This is a genomic window from Comamonas sp. 17RB (genome assembly GCF_030056555.1).
In the GTDB taxonomy this organism is placed as follows: domain Bacteria; phylum Pseudomonadota; class Gammaproteobacteria; order Burkholderiales; family Burkholderiaceae_C; genus Comamonas; species Comamonas terrigena.
Map to the genome: position 1 here is coordinate 141,039 of NZ_JASHHY010000006.1, position 17,424 is coordinate 158,462.

General features: G+C 63.6%; 17 protein-coding genes. 8 read left to right on the forward strand and 9 right to left on the reverse strand.

Annotated elements, in window-relative coordinates; genetic code table 11:
- Nucleotides 1-3 precede the first annotated feature (3 nt).
- Nucleotides 4-846, forward strand: coding sequence for an alpha/beta fold hydrolase (locus QM470_RS12305; protein ID WP_283339474.1), 843 nt, complete (start codon nt 4-6; stop codon nt 844-846).
- A gap of 57 nt (nt 847-903) precedes the next feature.
- A complete protein-coding gene (locus QM470_RS12310; protein WP_066539519.1) occupies nt 904-1,803 on the forward strand; it encodes a LysR substrate-binding domain-containing protein in 900 nt (299 codons plus the stop codon).
- A 50-nt stretch (nt 1,804-1,853) separates the two neighbouring features.
- Here the strand turns inward: QM470_RS12310 and QM470_RS12315 are convergent, their stop codons facing one another.
- Nucleotides 1,854-2,186 (reverse strand): SMR family transporter, encoded by a 333-nt coding sequence (locus QM470_RS12315; protein WP_280011007.1) that lies wholly within the window; start codon nt 2,184-2,186, stop codon nt 1,854-1,856.
- Nucleotides 2,187-2,319: 133 nt separating this feature from the next.
- A complete protein-coding gene (map, locus tag QM470_RS12320; RefSeq protein ID WP_283339475.1) occupies nt 2,320-3,114 on the reverse strand; it encodes a type I methionyl aminopeptidase in 795 nt (264 codons plus the stop codon).
- A gap of 473 nt (nt 3,115-3,587) precedes the next feature.
- Between map and QM470_RS12325 the strand changes: the two genes are divergently transcribed.
- Entirely contained in the window at nt 3,588-4,904 is a 1,317-nt protein-coding gene (locus QM470_RS12325; RefSeq protein ID WP_283339476.1) for an NAD(P)/FAD-dependent oxidoreductase, read from the forward strand.
- A gap of 197 nt (nt 4,905-5,101) precedes the next feature.
- Here the strand turns inward: QM470_RS12325 and QM470_RS12330 are convergent, their stop codons facing one another.
- The 7 genes from QM470_RS12330 to QM470_RS12360 form a co-directional block, all read right to left on the reverse strand.
- The gene (locus tag QM470_RS12330) at nt 5,102-6,412 is read right to left on the reverse strand and encodes a citrate synthase (protein ID WP_283339477.1); all 1,311 of its coding nucleotides are present in this window, start codon (nt 6,410-6,412) and stop codon (nt 5,102-5,104) included.
- A 60-nt stretch (nt 6,413-6,472) separates the two neighbouring features.
- Nucleotides 6,473-6,748 carry an FAD assembly factor SdhE gene (locus QM470_RS12335; RefSeq protein WP_066539202.1) on the reverse strand — a complete coding sequence of 92 codons (276 nt, stop codon included), beginning with the start codon at nt 6,746-6,748 and terminating at the stop codon, nt 6,473-6,475.
- 3 nt (nt 6,749-6,751) lie between these two features.
- On the reverse strand, nt 6,752-7,456 hold the full coding sequence (locus tag QM470_RS12340) for a succinate dehydrogenase iron-sulfur subunit (RefSeq protein ID WP_066539199.1): 705 nt from the start codon (nt 7,454-7,456) through the stop codon (nt 6,752-6,754).
- Between the two features lie 27 nt (nt 7,457-7,483).
- On the reverse strand, nt 7,484-9,289 hold the full coding sequence (gene sdhA / locus QM470_RS12345; RefSeq protein WP_280011010.1) for a succinate dehydrogenase flavoprotein subunit: 1,806 nt from the start codon (nt 9,287-9,289) through the stop codon (nt 7,484-7,486).
- 33 nt (nt 9,290-9,322) lie between these two features.
- Nucleotides 9,323-9,688 carry a succinate dehydrogenase, hydrophobic membrane anchor protein gene (gene sdhD, locus QM470_RS12350; protein ID WP_066539194.1) on the reverse strand — a complete coding sequence of 122 codons (366 nt, stop codon included), beginning with the start codon at nt 9,686-9,688 and terminating at the stop codon, nt 9,323-9,325.
- A gap of 23 nt (nt 9,689-9,711) precedes the next feature.
- Nucleotides 9,712-10,146 carry a succinate dehydrogenase, cytochrome b556 subunit gene (gene sdhC / locus QM470_RS12355; RefSeq protein WP_066539192.1) on the reverse strand — a complete coding sequence of 145 codons (435 nt, stop codon included), beginning with the start codon at nt 10,144-10,146 and terminating at the stop codon, nt 9,712-9,714.
- A gap of 134 nt (nt 10,147-10,280) precedes the next feature.
- Nucleotides 10,281-11,072 carry a GntR family transcriptional regulator gene (locus QM470_RS12360; protein WP_066539189.1) on the reverse strand — a complete coding sequence of 264 codons (792 nt, stop codon included), beginning with the start codon at nt 11,070-11,072 and terminating at the stop codon, nt 10,281-10,283.
- Between the two features lie 223 nt (nt 11,073-11,295).
- Here QM470_RS12360 and QM470_RS12365 point away from each other — a divergent pair, with 223 nt between their 5' ends.
- Genes QM470_RS12365 through acnB form a run of 5 tightly spaced genes read left to right on the forward strand, consistent with a single transcriptional unit; the run spans nt 11,296 to nt 17,376 of the window.
- Nucleotides 11,296-12,282 (forward strand): malate dehydrogenase, encoded by a 987-nt coding sequence (locus QM470_RS12365; protein ID WP_066539187.1) that lies wholly within the window; start codon nt 11,296-11,298, stop codon nt 12,280-12,282.
- A 20-nt stretch (nt 12,283-12,302) separates the two neighbouring features.
- The gene (gene tam / locus QM470_RS12370; RefSeq protein ID WP_283339478.1) at nt 12,303-13,103 is read left to right on the forward strand and encodes a trans-aconitate 2-methyltransferase; all 801 of its coding nucleotides are present in this window, start codon (nt 12,303-12,305) and stop codon (nt 13,101-13,103) included.
- Nucleotides 13,100-14,104, forward strand: coding sequence for an HpcH/HpaI aldolase/citrate lyase family protein (locus QM470_RS12375; protein WP_283339479.1), 1,005 nt, complete (start codon nt 13,100-13,102; stop codon nt 14,102-14,104). Before tam ends, QM470_RS12375 begins: the two co-directional genes overlap by 4 nt.
- A gap of 38 nt (nt 14,105-14,142) precedes the next feature.
- Nucleotides 14,143-14,730 carry a hypothetical protein gene (locus tag QM470_RS12380; protein WP_283339480.1) on the forward strand — a complete coding sequence of 196 codons (588 nt, stop codon included), beginning with the start codon at nt 14,143-14,145 and terminating at the stop codon, nt 14,728-14,730.
- A gap of 60 nt (nt 14,731-14,790) precedes the next feature.
- Nucleotides 14,791-17,376 carry a bifunctional aconitate hydratase 2/2-methylisocitrate dehydratase gene (gene acnB / locus QM470_RS12385; RefSeq protein ID WP_280011016.1) on the forward strand — a complete coding sequence of 862 codons (2,586 nt, stop codon included), beginning with the start codon at nt 14,791-14,793 and terminating at the stop codon, nt 17,374-17,376.
- The last annotated feature ends 48 nt before the right edge of the window (nt 17,377-17,424 follow it).

Genomic DNA, 17,424 nt, shown 5'->3' on the forward strand with positions numbered 1-17,424 from the left:
AGCATGGACGGCGAGGACAGCGCCGCGCAGCGGCTGGCGGCGCTGGAAGCCGGTGCCCGCCACCACCGGGTGCAGGCCGGCGGCATCACGCTGCATTGGCGCGAATGGGGCCAGGGCCAGCCCCTGGTGCTGCTGCATGGCGGCCATGGGTCCTGGATGCACTGGGTCCGCAACATCGAGTGCTTTGCCCGCCACTACCGGGTGCTGGTGCCGGATCTGCCGGGCTTTGGTGCCTCCGAGGACTTTGCCCTGCCCGCCCATGACGGGCAGCGGCCGGCGGCATTGCTGGATGCGCTGAGCGACAGCGTGGTGCAGCTGGCGGGGGCGCAGCCGCTGCACCTGGCCGGGTTCTCCTTTGGGGGGGCGGTGGCCGGCATGCTGGCCGCACGCCTGCCGCAGGTACAGCGGCTGGTGCTGCTGGGAACGGCCGGCCATGGCGGCCCGCGCCGGGAAACCGAGGCGCTGCTGGATTGGCGGGTCAGCGACCCGGCCGAGCGCATGGCGGCACTGCACCAGAACCTGGCGGTGTTCATGCTTTCCAAGGCGGCTGCGGCCGATGCGCTGGCCCTGCACATCCATCGCCATTGCTGCGAAGCCACGCGGTTTCGCAGCAAGGCTATGTCGCGCAGCAGCCGCCTGCAGGCGGTGCTGCAGGACTATGCCAGGCCGATTCTGCTGGTGTGGGGCGAGGCCGATGTGACGGCCGTGCCCATGGTGGCGGCCGAAGCCCTGAAACAGGACCGCCCCGAACGGGACTGGACCATCGTGCCCGGCGCCGGCCATTGGGTGCAATACGAAAGCGCGGAGGCGGTGAACACCCTGGTGGTTCGCTGGTTGCAGACGTGACGCCAGGCCGGGCCTGCGCGACAGCGCGGCGCCACACAGGCTTCTAGAATGGCGCGCATGGCCCTGAAGATTCCTCCGCTCAATCCGCTGAAAGTGTTTGAGGTGGTGGCGCGCACCTGCAATCTGACCCTGGCCGCGAAAGAGCTGCACATCAGCCAGTCGGCGGTCAGCAAGCAGCTGCACGTGTTGCAGGAATACCTGGGGGTGGAGCTGTTCCGGCGCGAGCGCCACGGCATCAGCCTGACGCAGGCCGGCCAGCGCTACGGCGATGCCATTGCGCCGGCCTTCGAAAGCATAGGCAAGGCCACGGGCGACATCATGCGCAGCGGCTCGGACCGGACCCTGCGCATCCAGACCTACACCACGTTTGCGGCCAAGTGGTTGATTCCGCGCCTGCACGATTTCCATACCCGCTACAGCGACATTGCGGTGGTCATCACCAATTCGGTCAAGGACGTGGACTTTGACCGCGACCCGGTGGACATGGCCATCCAGATGGGCAACGGAGCGTGGCCGGGGACGGACACGGACTTTCTGTTTGAAGACGTGATCGAGCCGGTGTGCAGCCCGGCGTTCTTTCGCACCAATGCGCCCGAGTCCGCCTATCCGCAGGCCCTGCTGCGCACGCGGCTGCTGGTCTCGCACTACCGGCAGAAAGACTGGCAGACCTGGGCCCGGCAATGCCGGTACGAGGCGGAGATCGACAGCGTGGAGAGCATGCGCTTCAGCAGCTCGGTGCTGACCTGGCAGGCCGCGGCCGATGGCCTGGGGATTGCCATCGGCCAAACCGCCTTGCTGGTGGACGATCTGCGCAGTGGCAAGCTGGTGGCGCCGTTTGGTCTGCCGGTGCGCACCGGCGCTTCCTACTACCTGGTGCGCCCGCAGCTGCAGCGCCACTCGCACAAGGTGCAGGTGTTCCGGGACTGGCTGGCCGAGCAGATTGCATCCCAGGGCTGAATCCGTGGACCTCGCCCCGGTGCGAAGGCGAATACCAGGTACGTGGCGGCTCAGTGGCCGGCGGTCTTGGAAAACAGATTGATCACCAGCACACCGCTGAGGATCAGGCCCATGCCGATCAGGGCCGCGGCATCGAGCTTCTGGTTCAGAAACACCCAGGCAATGCCCGAGACCAGCACGATGCCCGCACCCGACCAAATGGCGTAGGCCACGCCCGTGGGCACGGTGCGCAGCGTGAGCGACAGAAAGTAGAACGACAGCACATAGCCCAGACCCACGATCAGGCTGGGCCCCAGGCGGCTGAAGCCTTCGGTGCTTTTGAGAAGCGAGGTGGCAGCCACTTCGCAGACGATGGCGATGCCCAGAAACCAGTAATTGCTCATGCCGGCGACTGTAGCGCCAACCGAACCACCGGCGTGTCGGGAGGCGGGCAATGGCCTGGGGCGGGTCAGGCTCTTGTTGGACGTCTGCTTCCGGTCGGTGCGCACCGGCCGGGGTGGCCTTGCAGCACCCTGCTCAGGGTGCCGGGTAGGCGCCGGTGCCTTCGGGCCAGGGGGTCAGCACCTCGTAGCCGGTGGCGGTCACGGCCACCATGTGCTCCCACTGGGCGGACAGGGAGCGGTCGCGGGTGACCACGGTCCAGCCGTCGTCCAGCTCCTTGGTGGCCGGCTTGCCGGCGTTGACCATGGGCTCGATGGTGAAGATCATGCCTTCCTGCAGCGTCATGCCCTGGCCGCGCTGGCCGTAGTGCAGCACCTGGGGTTCGTCGTGGTAGGTCTGGCCGATGCCGTGGCCGCAGTAGTCGCGCACGATGGTGAACTGCTCGCGGTGGGCCACGGTCTGGATGGCGTGGCCGATGTCGCCCAGCGTGGCACCGGGCTTGACGGCGCGGATGCCGGCCACCATGGCTTCGTAGGTGGTGTCGATCAGGCGGCGGCCCAGGGCCGAGACCTGGCCCACGGTGTACATGCGGCTGGTGTCGCCAAACCAGCCGTCCTGGATCAGCGCCACGTCGACGTTGACGATGTCACCGTCCTTGAGGATTTCCTTTGGGGACGGAATGCCGTGGCAGACCACGTGGTTGACCGAGGTGCACACCGTCTTGGGGTAGCCGTAGTAGCCGATGTTGGCGGGGATGCACCGCAGCTCGTCCACGATGAAGTCGTGGCACAGCCCGTCCAGGTAGTCGGTGCTCACGCCGGGCTGTACATGGGGGGTGAGCATTTCCAGCACGCGGGCGGCCAGCATGCCGGCTTCGCGGGACTTGGCAATGCCGGCGGCGTCGTGGATGGGAGGAAGTTTTTTGCGCATGGTGTGGGCAGCACCGAAGGTGCTGCAGGGGGCAGCGGGCAGGCTGCAGATGCTTCCCATTATCGGCATCTGTGCGGTGGGGCGCAGACCGCAGGGGCGCAATGGTGTGGACCATGCGGTGGCTTTGCGCAGGCAGCGGTGCGCTGGATGTGCGCTGGATATGTGCCGGATGCGCGCGGTGCACTGCCTCAGAAGGTCGGACCGGTGGTGCCTTCTGCACCGGCCGTCAGGCCATGAAAGCCCTGAAAAAGCGGTGGCAGTTACCAGGTGGTTACTAAATTTTCAGTCTTCTATTAGATATAAAACATAGTTGAAACCGTTATTGGTATTGAATTTAATGCTATGAATATTGGTGCACAATGCGCCGCTTGCGCACAGGGCTGCTGGTGGACTGCGGGGAGAGATACCAGTGGAATGGTGGCAGCCTTGTGCCCTCTCTCTTTTTTTCTGCCAACACCACAAAGGAAGTCGCCATGGGCGAAGAACGCAGCACCGCATCGCAGCCGGCCCGGATCGTCGTCGTAGGCGGCGGCGTGGCGGGCCTGGAAATCGCCTCGGCGCTGGGCAAGCGCCGCGATGACGGCCTGATCGCCAGCGTGACGCTGATCGACAGCGATTCCGCCCACGTCTGGAAGCCCATGCTGCACACCATTGCGGCGGGCACGCGCGATCTGGCCCAGCAGCAGACCACCTACCTGGCCCAGGCGGCCGATGCGGGCTTTGCCTACCAGCCCGGCGAGATGTGTGCCCTGGACCGTGTGAGCAAGGAGGTGCTGCTGGCGCCGATCACCGCGCCCGATGGCCGCGAAGTGGTGCCGGGTCGGCGCATTGCCTATGACAAGCTGGTACTGGCCATTGGCAGCGGTGCGAATGACTTTGGCACGGACGGGGTGCTGGAGCACTGTTTCATGATCGACACGCGCCGCAAGGCCGATGCCTTCAACCAGGAAATCCGTTTGCGCATGGTGCGCAGCATGACCCAGGGCGAGGGCCTGCAGGTGGCAATCGTGGGCGGTGGTGCCACCGGGGTGGAACTGGCGGCCGAGCTGGTGCAGCTGGCAGAAAGCGCCCGCGCCTATGGCGCCATCGGGGAAGCGGCACGCTTTGGCATTGTGCTGGTCGAAGCCGGGCCGCGTTTGCTGCCCAGCTTTACCGAAGACATCTCGGCTGCGACCAAGCGCCGTCTGGAAGCCCTGGGCGTGACCGTGCTGGTCAACGAGCGGGTGCAGAAAGCCATGGCCGACGGCCTGGTGCTGGGCGATGGCCGAACGGTGAACGCCGGTCTGCGGGTGTGGGCGGCGGGCGTGAAGGCACCGGAATTCCTGTCGACCCTGGGCCTGCAGACCACGCGCGGCCACCAGCTGGTGGTCAACGACCACTTGCGCACCGACGACCCCGATATCTATGCGGTGGGGGATTGCGCCAGCTTCACGCTGCCGGGGCAGAGCCAGCCCCTGCCGCCGACGGCCCAGGTGGCGCACCAGCAGGCGCGCTACCTGATCGACACCTTGCCCCAGGTGCTGCGCGACCCGCAGGCCGGCAGCAGCGAGCGCTTTGCCTACCGCGACATGGGCGCGCTGGTGTCGCTGGCCAATTACGACGCCTATGGGTCGCTGGGCAAATTCGGACTGTTCAACGGCGGCACCATCCGCGGGCGGCTGGCCATGCTCAGCCACCTGTGGCTGTACCGTTCGCACCAGGCGCGGTTGTACGGCTTCTGGCGCGGCGGTTTCCTGTGGCTGGTGGACATGATGAATTCCCGCCTGCGCCCTTCGATCCGGCTGGATTGAAGGCCTGCGCTACGGCTGAACTGCCGCTGCCGAACCGGAGGCTGTGGAAGTATGCGTGCGCCTGCTGGCACTCCCGGTTCTAGGGGCCCAGCCCGGATGGATGCATCAGCTGGTGCTGGGCACCATGAAAAAAGCCCGCAAGCGCAAGGCGTGCGGGCTTTTGCCATGTCGGTGGAATGCGCCTTGCGGCGCATGCATCAACGCTGGGTGATGGGCTTGACGTCGCGGGCGACAGCACCGGTGTACAGCTGGCGGGGACGGCCGATCTTGTACTCGGGGTCAGCCATCTGTTCGTTCAGCTGAGCGATCCAGCCCACGGTGCGGGCCAGAGCGAAGATGCCGGTGAACAGCTTGACGGGGATGCCGATGGCACGTTGCACGATGCCGGAGTAGAAGTCCACGTTCGGGTAGAGCTTGCGCTGCACGAAGTAGTCGTCTTCCAGGGCGATCTTTTCCAGCTGCTTGGCCAGTGCGAACAGCGGATCCTTTTCCAGGCCCAGCTCTTGCAGGATTTCGTTGCAGGTTTCCTGCATCAGCTTGGCGCGGGGGTCGTAGTTCTTGTACACGCGGTGGCCAAAGCCCATCAGCTTCACGCCGCTGTTCTTGTCCTTGACCTGTTCCATGAACTCGCCGACCTTGGAGATGCCGCCGTTGGCCTGGATGTGTTCCAGCATGTTCAGGCAGGCTTCGTTGGCGCCGCCGTGGGCAGGGCCCCACAGGCAGGCCACGCCAGCGGAGATGGCGGCGAAGGGGTTGGTGCCGGACGAACCGCACAGGCGCACGGTGGAGGTCGAAGCGTTTTGCTCGTGGTCAGCGTGCAGGATGAAGATGCGGTCCAGCGCACGTTCCACCACGGGGTTGACCTTGTACTCTTCGCAAGGGTTGCCGAACATCATGCGCATGAAGTTGCCTGCGTAGGACAGGTCGTTCTTCGGGTACATGTAGGGCTGGCCCACGCCGTACTTGTAGGCCATGGAGACCAGCGTAGGCAGCTTGGCGATCAGGCGGATCGCAGCGATTTCGCGGTGCTCGGGGTTGGTGATGTCGGTGCTGTCGTGGTAGAAGGCCGACATGCCGCCCACCAGACCGGTCAGCACAGCCATGGGGTGTGCGTCACGACGGAAACCGCGCAGGAAGAACTGCATCTGTTCGTTGACCATCGTGTGCTGGGTCACGCGGTTCTCGAAGTCAGCCTTCTGGGTTTCGTTGGGCAGCTCTCCGTACAGCAGCAGGTAGCAGGTTTCCAGGAAGTTGCAGTTCTTGGCCAGCTGTTCGATGGGGTAGCCACGGTACAGCAGTTCACCCTTGTCACCGTCGATGTAGGTGATGGCCGACTGGCACGCCGCGGTCGAGAGGAAGCCGGGGTCATAGGTGAACATGCCCGATTGGCCGTACAGCTTGCGAATGTCGATCACGTCCGGGCCGATGTTGCCCTGGTAGACCGGCAATTCGACGCTGGGTGCGCCATTGCTGAAAGACAGCGTTGCTTTGTTGTCAGCGAGTTTCATTTCCAACTTCCTTCTCGGAGTGGCCGGATCTGGGCCGGCCTTTTTTGCAAGTTGTGCAGATCAGAGGGGCTTGCGCACCATCTGTAGCACTTCTCTAACTTCAGGGGTGTCTAAGGCCCCTTCCGGCTCCTTGCGGCGCAGGAAGAGATCCATCAGATCGTTGTCTGCCAAGTCCATCAAGGCAGACAGACCAGTTGCGTGTCTCCGCGTCAACTGGCTGCCGTAAGTGGCAAAAAACTTCTCGATGTAAAGATCGTTCTCGACCAGGCCGCGGCGGCTTCGCCACCGCAGCAAGTCGCGCTCCCGTTCTTCGAGGATTGCGTCCATCTCGTTCATGGATCAGATAGCCCGGCGGACCATCAGTTCCTTGATCTTGCCAATGGCCTTCGTGGGGTTCAGGTGCTTGGGGCACACGTCCACGCAGTTCATGATGGTGTGGCAGCGGAAGAGGCGGTATGGATCTTCCAGGTTGTCCAGGCGCTCGCCGGTGGCGGTGTCGCGGCTGTCCGCGATGAAGCGGTAAGCCTGCAGCAGACCGGCCGGGCCCACGAACTTGTCGGGGTTCCACCAGAACGAGGGGCAGCTGGTCGAGCAGCTGGCGCACAGAATGCACTCGTACAGACCGTTCAGCTCTTCGCGCTCTTCGGGCGACTGCAGGCGTTCCTTGCTGGTCGTCGTGTAGATGTCGCTTTGCAGGTACGGCTTGATCGAGTGGTACTGCTTGAAGAACTGGGTCATGTCCACGATCAGGTCGCGGATGACCGGCAGGCCGGGCAGGGGCTTCAGAACGATGTCGCCCTTGAGGGTGTTCATGTTCGTCAGGCAGGCCAGACCGTTCTTGCCGTTGATGTTCATGGCGTCCGAGCCGCACACGCCTTCACGGCAGGAGCGACGGAAGGAGATGGAGGGGTCCATCGCCTTCAGCTTGACCAGGGCGTCCAGCAGCATGCGTTCGTGACCGTCCAGCTCCACTTGCACGGTTTGCATGTAGGGCTTGGCGTCTTTGTCCGGATCGTAGCGGTAGATTTTGAAAGTACGCTTCATTTTTGGATTCTCTCGTGGGCTGCTGGATTAGAACGTGCGGACCTTGGGAGGCACGCTGTCCACGGTCAGGGGCTTCAGGTTCACGGGCTTGTACGACAGGCCGTTGGTGGCGCTGTCCCACAGGGTGTGCTTGAGCCATTCCTTGTCGTTGCGGCCCAGCGGGAACTCGGCGTGGTCGGCAGGGTGCTCGTAGTCGTACACGGTGTGTGCACCACGGCATTCCTTGCGGGCAGCAGCCGATGTCATGGTGGCCTGGGCCACTTCGATCAGGTTGTCCACTTCCAGCGCTTCCATGCGGGCGGTGTTCCAGACCTTGGACTTGTCCTTCAGGGTCACGGAGCCGACCTGGTCACGGATGGCGTTGATCTTGGTCACGCCTTCGTCCATGCTCTTTTGCGTGCGGAACACGCCGGCATGCGTCTGCATCGCGGTGCGGATGTCGCCAGCGATGTCCTGGGCGTAGACGCCGTCCTTGGAGTTGTCCAGCTGGTTGAGGCGCTCCAGCGTGCGGTCAGCACCGTCTGCGGGCACGCTGTGGTGGGGGCCGAAGTTGTTGACGAAGTTGACGATGTGCTTGCCAGCAGACTTGCCGAAGACCAGCAGGTCCAGCAGCGAGTTGGTGCCCAGGCGGTTGGCGCCGTGCACCGACACGCAGGAGCATTCGCCCACAGCGTACAGACCGTTGACGACCTGGTTTTGCTGACCGTCCCAGGTGACGACCTGGCCGTTGATGTTGGTGGGGATGCCACCCATCTGGTAGTGGATGGTGGGCACCACGGGAATGGGTTCCTTGGTGATGTCCACGTTGGCGAAGTTGTGGCCGATTTCTTCCACGGAAGGCAGGCGCTTGCGGATGGTGTCGGCACCCAGGTGGTCCAGCTTCATCAGGATGTAGTCCTTGTTGGGACCGCAGCCGCGACCTTCCTTGATTTCCTGGTCCATCGAACGCGACACGAAGTCACGGGGAGCCAGATCCTTCAGCGTGGGAGCGTAACGCTCCATGAAGCGCTCGCCTTCGCTGTTCAGCAGGATGGCGCCTTCGCCGCGGCAGCCTTCGGTCAGCAGCACGCCGGCACCGGCCACGCCGGTGGGGTGGAATTGCCAGAATTCCATGTCCTGCAGCGGGATGCCAGCGCGCGCGGCCATGCCCAGGCCGTCACCGGTGTTGATGAAGGCATTGGTGGATGCCTGGAAGATACGGCCGGCACCGCCGGTGGCCAGCAGCACGGCCTTGGCGTGCAGCTCGTACAGGTCGCCGGTTTCCAGTTCGAGGGCGGTCACGCCGACCACATCGCCCTGGGGGTTGCGGATCAGGTCCAGGGCCATCCACTCCACGAAGAAGTTGGTCTTGGACTTGACGTTCTGCTGGTACAGCGTGTGCAGCATGGCGTGACCGGTACGGTCAGCGGCAGCGCAGGCGCGTTGCACGGGCTTTTCGCCGTAGTTGGCGGTGTGGCCGCCGAAGGGACGCTGGTAGATGGTGCCGTCGGGGTTGCGGTCGAACGGCATGCCGAAGTGTTCCAGCTCGATCACGACGTTCGGTGCTTCGCGGCACATGAACTCGATGGCGTCCTGGTCGCCCAGCCAGTCGGAACCCTTGATGGTGTCGTAGAAGTGATAGTGCCAGTTGTCCTCGGACATATTGCCCAGGGAAGCCGACACGCCGCCTTGTGCAGCCACGGTGTGCGAACGGGTGGGGAACACCTTGGACAGCGAGGCGACGGACAGGCCGGCGCGGGACAGTTCCAGGGCAGCGCGCAGACCGGAGCCGCCGGCACCGACGATGACAACGTCAAACTTGCGCTTGGTGATATTCGCTTTGGAGTAGCTCATTCTTAACCTTCAATCGTGAGGGGAGGGCGCAAGTCACAGACGCCACAGGACTTGGAAGCCCCAGCCAGCACAGCCGACCAGCCAGACAATGGTGAAAACCTGCAGCGCCAGGCGCAGGCCCACGGGCTTGACGTAGTCCATCCAGATATCGCGCACACCGATCCAGACGTGCCAGGCCAGCGCAATGATCACGCCGAAGGTGACGAACTTCATCCACTGGGCGGCAAAGATGCCGGCCCACAGGTCGTAGCCGATGGGGCCTTGGCTGAACACCAGCTGGGCCAGCACGACCACGGTGAACAGCACGATCAGGACCGCAGTGACGCGTTGCACCAGCCAGTCGCGGATACCGTAATGGGCACCGACCACGGTGCGCTTGGAGCCGTAATTCACGGACATGTTGTTTTCCTTCTAACGTGGGATCAGTACAGGCCGAACAGCTTGGCACCCAGGACCACGGTCAGGGCGATGCTGATGACCAGCACGGTCACGGCGGAAGACTTGCCGAATTCCTTGGAAACGGCCGAGTGCGACACGTCCATCCACAGGTGGCGCAGACCGGCGATCAGGTGGTGCAGCGAAGCCCAGATGATGGCCAGCGTGACCAGCTTGATGAACCAGCCCGGCACGAAGCCGATGCCGACGTTGAAGGCCGCCTTGAAGATTTCAAAGGAGAACTCGGAGGACAGCGACTTGTCGAACATCCAGAGGATGAACGGCAGCAGCAGGAACATCAGCAGGCCGCTGATGCGGTGCAAGATGGAAACCCAGCCAGCCGGAGGCAAGCGATAGGTTGGGAGGTCCTGGAGGGCGTGGATGTTGCGGAACTCTGGCCGCTTTTTTGCTAACTCAGTCATGGCGGGGTGCTTTCGAGATGTAACTGCGTTGTAATCGCTCGGATGCAAACGATCCAAAATTCTATTGCAATGCCGCAGTTTCGGGTGCCTGGGAATCCGGGATTGTGCGGTATCTCCGAGGCGGAAGCTGCAGATCAGCTCAATTCGTTGCGGTAGTGGTGCGTGTCAGTGCGGTAGATACCGCGTCGTAACTCCATGGGGGTGTCGTTGTAGGTATAGGCTACGCGCTCCACGCTCAACAAGGGTGTGGAAGTGCTTACTTGCAGCAGCTGTGCCTGCTCTTCATCGGGCAGCACGGCGCGGATCTTTTCGTCGGCACGGACCATGCGCACGCCGAACTCCAGCTCGAACATGGCATAGGTCGGGCCCTGGTAGCTGCCCATCTGCTCGGCGCTGAGGCCCTTGAAGGCGTGACCGGGCAACCAGATGTCTTCCACGATGGTGGGCGTGCCACTTAGCGTGAGCACGCGGCGGGCCTGGATGACGGCGTCGCCGCTCTTGAGTTGCAGCAGGCGGGCCACTTCGGCGCTGGCGCGCACGCGCTTGCATTCAAGGATGCTGCGCTGGGCGCGGCCTTCCTTTTGCAGATCGCCGGTGTCCGGGTGCAGCTTCAGAAAGCGATACTGGACCTGCTGCGCGGCGTGGGTGGCCACAAACGTGCCCTTGCCCTGGCGGCGCATGACCAGATTTTCGGCGGCCAGCTCGTCAATGGCCTTGCGCACTGTGCCCTGGCTCACCTTGAAGCGTGCTGCCAGCTCCATTTCGCTGGGGATCAGCTCGCCGGGACGCCACTCGCCAGCCTGCAGGCTTTGCAGGATCAGCCCCTTGATCTGCTGGTACAGCGGGCTGAAGGAGGGAGTGGATGCGCCCGAGCTGGAGACGCTGTGGTGGGGGAACTCGGGGGCGGTGGTCGGGGTGGATGCCATGGTGCAGGGTATGGGAGCGGTCAGCAATCTCCGGGCGGGAAAAACAGGCGGAACGGGTCCGCAACAAAGCCCCGATCATATCTTATATAAGACATAAGACAAATTGACCAAGGATTCAAATCGGCGGTACACTTTCGCCCTGTTTGCGGAGCATGGGCGGCTGGTCATGGATGCTGGTGCTTCCTGCGCCGACAACTGTTTTATCCATACTTGGAGTTCTTACATGAGCAAGAAGCCCGTCCGTGTCGCCGTCACCGGCGCAGCTGGCCAAATCGGTTACGCCCTGTTGTTCCGCATCGCCTCTGGCGAAATGCTGGGTAAAGATCAACCCGTTATTCTGCAACTGCTGGAAATCCCCGACGAAAAGGCTCAAAACGCTCTGAAGGGCGTGATCATGGAGCTGGAAGACTGCGCCTTCCCTCTGCTGGCCGGCATCGAAGCCCACAGCGACCCGAAGGAAGCCTTCAAGGATACCGACTACGCTCTGCTGGTCGGTGCCCGTCCTCGCGGCCCCGGCATGGAACGTGCCGACCTGCTGGCTGCCAACGCCCAGATCTTCACCGCCCAGGGCAAGGCCCTGAACGCTGTGGCTTCGCGCAATGTGAAGGTGCTGGTGGTCGGCAACCCCGCCAACACCAACGCCTACATCGCCATGAAGTCGGCTCCGGATCTGCCGGCCAAGAACTTCACCGCCATGCTGCGTCTGGACCACAACCGCGCTGCTTCGCAACTGGCTGCCAAGGCCGGTTTCAAGGTGGGCGACATCCGCAAGCTGACCGTCTGGGGCAACCACTCGCCCACCATGTACGCTGACTACCGCTTCGCCACCGTGGACGGCAAGTCGGTCAAGGACATGGTCAACGACCAGGTGTGGAACAAGGACGTGTTCCTGCCCACCGTGGGCAAGCGTGGCGCTGCCATCATCGCTGCCCGTGGCCTGTCGTCGGCTGCTTCGGCTGCCAACGCCGCCATCGACCACATGCGTGACTGGGCCCTGGGCTCCAACGGCGAATGGGTCACCATGGGCGTGCCTTCGCAAGGCCAGTACGGTATTCCCGCCGGTGTGGTGTTCGGTTTCCCCGTGACCACCGAAAACGGCGAATACAAGATCGTCGAAGGTCTGGAAATCGATGCTTTCTCGCAAGAGTGCATCGACAAGACCCTGGCTGAGCTGCAAGGCGAGCAAGACGGCGTCAAGCACCTGCTGTAAGCCACCAGCGAGTCACCGGCATGCAAGACTGGAACCCCGCGCTGTATCTGCGCTTCGCCAATGAACGCACGCGTCCTGCGGCCGAGCTGCTGGCGCGGGTGCCAAGCGACCCTGCCCATGTTCGCCATGTGGTGGACCTGGGTTGCGGGCCGGGCAATTCCACCGAGCTGCTGGTGCAGCGCTTTGTCGATGCCCAGGCGCTGGGCATCGACAATTCCGACGCCATGCTGGCCACTGCACGCACGCAGCTGCCGCAGGCGCAATTTGCCCTGGGTGATATCGCCACCTGGGCACCGGAGGCAGGCGCTCCTGCACCGGACCTGATCTATGCCAATGCCTCCCTGCAGTGGGTGGGCTTGCATGAAACCCTGATTCCCCGTCTGCTCTCGCTGCTGGCGCCCGGTGGCGTGTTGGCGATCCAGATGCCGGACAACCGTCAGGAACCCACGCACCGGCTGATGCGCGAAGTGGCGCGTCTGCCCGAGTTTGCCCCGTACATCGGCGATGCAGACAAGTTGCGTACCGACATTCTGCCCATTGGGGCTTATTACGATTTACTGGCTGCGCACGGCGCGCAGACCGCCTCCGTGGATGTGTGGCACACCGTGTACCAGCACCCCATGGAGTCCGCTGCCGCCATCGTGCAATGGGTGCGTGGCACCGGTTTGAAGCCTTTTGTGGAAGGCCTGCCCCAGGCGCTGCAAGCCGCATTTCTGACGGAATACGAGCGCCGCGTGGATGCGGCCTATCCCGTGCGCGCGGACGGCAAGCGCCTGCTGGCCTTCCCGCGCCTGTTTCTTGTTGCCCAACGCCAAGCATGACGAATCCGACTGTCCACCCCGCGCAGGTCTTGCTGGACGCCCAGGCGGGCGGTACGCAGCGCCTGCCTGTGTGCGACCACTACAGTGGCGTGGAAGAGCGCATGCGCAAAAGCCTGCAGCTGCAGGCCGAGATGATGGCGGAGTTCGGCGCCTGCGTGTTCGATGTCACGCTGGACTGCGAAGATGGCGCCCCGGTCGGCCAGGAGCTGCAGCACGCCAGGCTGGTGGCCGGGCTGGCCCGCAATGCGGCGCCCGGTGCCCGGGTGGCGGCCCGCGTGCATGCCGTGGACCATGCGGCCTTTCAGCAGGACATGGACATCATTGCCGGTGAGGCGGGTGACCGGCTGTGCCACATCATGGTGCCCAAGGTGGAGTCGGTGGAGGATGTGCTCCTGGCTGAAAAAGCCCTGCAGCGCGCCACCGACCAACAGGTACCGCTGCATGTGCTGATCGAATCGCCGGCTGCCGTGCACCGGGCCTTCGAGATTGCCGCCCATCCGGCGGTGCAAAGCATTTCCTTCGGGCTGATGGACTTTGTCTCGGCCCATGGGGGCGCCATTCCCTCCAGCGCCATGGGCGTGGAAGGGCAGTTTCAGCATCCGCTGGTGGTGCGCGCCAAGCTGGAGATTGCGGCGGCCTGCCACGCCCACGGCAAAGTGCCTTCGCACTGTGTGGTCACCGAGTTCAAAAACCCCGCAGTGATGCAGGCGGCTGCAACAAAAGCTTTCAATGATTTCGGCTATACCCGGGTCTGGAGTATCCACCCGGCGCAAATTCGTCCGATTCTGGCGGCTTTCATGCCCGCGAGCGACGAAGTGGCGCTCGCTGCGGATATTCTTGCCGCCGCCGCCAACGCTGACTGGGCTCCCATCAGCCACCACGGCGTGCTGCACGACCGCGCCAGCTACCGGTATTACTGGCAGCTGCTGGAGCGTGCACACCGGACAGGGCAGCACATCCCTGTGGCCGCAAGCCACTGGTTTGGCCCTACCGGATCTTAAAACCGTAGCAAACAACACATGGAAATCCAGGAGCTGAAATGAAAACCCTCATTGCCTCCGTCATCGCCCTCGTACCCGCACTGATGCTGGTACAGCCCGCTGCTGCCACCGTCCAGGCCAAGCCCGCTGCCGCCAAGAAGGCTGCACCGGCCGCCAAGGCCTCCACCGCGAAGAAAACCACCACCGCCAAGAAGCCTGCTGCCACCAAGGGCGCTGTAGCCGCTGCGGCCGGCGCGGGTGCCGCCACGGCTGTGGCCGCCTCGGCCCTGTCGCCCGAAGCCCTGAGCCTGGCGGACCGTGTGCACACCGGCCGCATTGGCTGCGAATTGGGCCAGCACGTGAACGTGACCAAGGACGGCAACAACCCGGGTTACTTCCACGTGGACGGCAATGGCTTCAAGTACCACATGTCCCCTGTGGCCACATCCACCGGCGTGGTGCGCCTGGAAGACAAGCAGGCTGGCGCCGTGTGGCTGCAGATCGCCAATAAATCCATGCTCATGAACCAGAAGCAAGGCCAGCGCCTGGCGGACGAGTGCATGAGCAGCGAGCAAACCCAGGTGGCTGAAGCCATCAAGCGAAACCCCCCTCCTAGCCTTCTGGAAAACCCCGCAGCCGGCAAATAAAGCCGGCGGTGGGCTGCCAAGAGGCTGACCCCACTTACAAAACCATTGGAGAGAGAACCCATGTTGAAAGCCTACCGTGACCATGTGGCAGAACGTGCCGCACTGGGCATCCCCCCGCTGCCTCTGGATGCCAAGCAGGTCGCTGAGCTGATCGAGCTGATCAAGAACCCGCCTGCTGGCGAGGATGCCTTCCTGCTGGATCTGCTGACCCACCGCGTGCCGCCCGGAGTGGACGATGCGGCCAAGGTCAAGGCTTCCTTCCTGGCCGCCGTGGCACACGGTGACCTGAAGGTGGGCCTCATCTCCAAGTCCAAGGCCACCGAGCTGCTGGGCACCATGGTGGGCGGCTACAACGTCCACCCCCTGATCGAGCTGCTGGACGACGCCGAAGTCGCCGGTGTGGCTGCCGACGCCCTGAAGAAGACGCTGCTGATGTTCGACTTCTTCAACGACGTGGCCACCAAGGCCAAGGCGGGCAATGCCAAGGCCAAGGAAGTGATGCAAAGCTGGGCGGATGCCGAGTGGTTCACTTCGCGTCCCGAAGTGGAAAAGAAGATCACCGTCACCGTCTTCAAGGTGCCCGGTGAGACCAACACCGACGACCTGTCGCCCGCTCCGGACGCCTGGAGCCGCCCCGACATTCCGCTGCACTACCTGGCCATGCTGAAGAACACGCGTCCTGACGCGAAGTTCAAGCCGGAAGAAGACGGCAAGCGCGGCCCGATGAAGTTCATCGACGAGCTGAAGGCCAAGGGCAACCTGGTGGCCTACGTCGGCGACGTGGTGGGTACCGGTTCTTCGCGCAAGTCGGCAACCAATTCCATCGTCTGGGCCACCGGCCAGGACATTCCCTTTGTCCCCAACAAGCGCTTCGGTGGCGTGACGCTGGGCGGCAAGATCGCCCCCATCTTCTTCAATACGCAGGAAGACTCGGGCTCGCTGCCGATCGAAGTGGACGTTTCCAAGCTGGAAATGGGTGACGTGATCGACGTGCTGCCCTACGACGGCAAGATCACCAAGAACGGCGACACGGTGGCCGAGTTCCAGCTCAAGAGCGACGTGCTGTTCGACGAAGTGCGCGCCGGCGGCCGTATCAACCTGATCATCGGCCGTTCGCTGACGGCCAAGGCCCGTGAGTTCCTGGGCCTGACCGCCTCCACGGTGTTCCGCCTGCCCCAGGCTCCTGCTGCTTCGAACGCCGGCTTCACGCTGGCCCAGAAGATGGTGGGTCGCGCCGTGGGTCTGCCGGAAGGCCAGGGCGTGCGTCCCGGTACCTACTGCGAACCCCGCATGACCACCGTGGGCTCGCAAGACACCACCGGCCCCATGACCCGTGACGAGCTGAAGGACCTGGCCTGCCTGGGCTTCTCGGCCGACATGGTGATGCAGTCCTTCTGCCACACCGCCGCGTACCCCAAGCCCGTGGACGTGAAGACCCACCGCGAACTGCCCCAGTTCATCAGCAACCGCGGTGGCGTGGCCCTGCGTCCTGGTGACGGCGTGATCCACAGCTGGCTCAACCGCCTGCTGCTGCCTGACACCGTCGGCACCGGTGGCGACTCGCACACCCGCTTCCCCATCGGCATCTCCTTCCCGGCAGGTTCCGGCCTGGTGGCCTTCGGTGCGGCAACCGGCGTGATGCCCCTGGACATGCCTGAGTCGGTGCTGGTGCGCTTCAAGGGCGAAATGCAGCCCGGCGTGACCCTGCGTGATCTGGTGCATGCGATCCCCCTGTACGCCATCAAGCAAGGTCTGCTGACCGTGGCCAAGGCTGGCAAGATCAACGAATTCTCGGGTCGTATCCTGGAGATCGAAGGCCTGCCCAACCTGAAGGTCGAGCAAGCGTTCGAGCTGTCCGACGCCTCCGCAGAGCGTTCTGCCGCAGGTTGCACGATCAAGCTGAACCCCGAGCCGATCAAGGAATACCTGACCTCGAACATCGTTCTGATGAAGAACATGATCGCCGACGGTTACGCCGACGCCAACACGCTGCAACGCCGTATCGAGAAGGTCGAAGCCTGGCTGGCCAAGCCCGATCTGCTGGAAGCCGACAAGGACGCCGAGTACGCCCACATCATTGAAATCGATCTGGCCGACATCAAGGAACCCATTGTTTGCTGCCCGAACGATCCCGATGACGCCAAGACCCTGTCCGACGTGGCCGGCACCAAGATCGATGAAGCCTTCATCGGTTCCTGCATGACCAACATCGGTCACTTCCGCGCCGCAGCCAAGCTGCTGGGCGGCCAGCGCGACATTCCCGTCAAGCTGTGGGTGGCTCCTCCCACCAAGATGGACCAGAGCGAGCTGATCAAGGAAGGCCACTACGCCGCATTCGGCACGGCCGGTGCACGCACCGAAATGCCGGGCTGCTCGCTGTGCATGGGCAACCAGGCCCAGGTGCGCGAAGGCGCTACCGTGATCTCCACGTCGACCCGCAACTTCCCCAACCGTCTGGGCAAGAACACCAATGTGTTCCTGGGCTCGGCCGAGCTGGCTGCGATCGCATCGCGCCTGGGCAAGCTGCCTTCGAAGGAAGAGTACCTGAAGGAAATGGGCGTGATCGATGCCGACAAGGCCTCCGTCTACCGCTACATGAACTTCAACGAAATCGCCGAGTACGCGGCAGTCGCTGAAAAGGTGTAATGCACCGCGCACAGGCCGGACATGCGCCGGCCCTTGCCCCAAAACCCG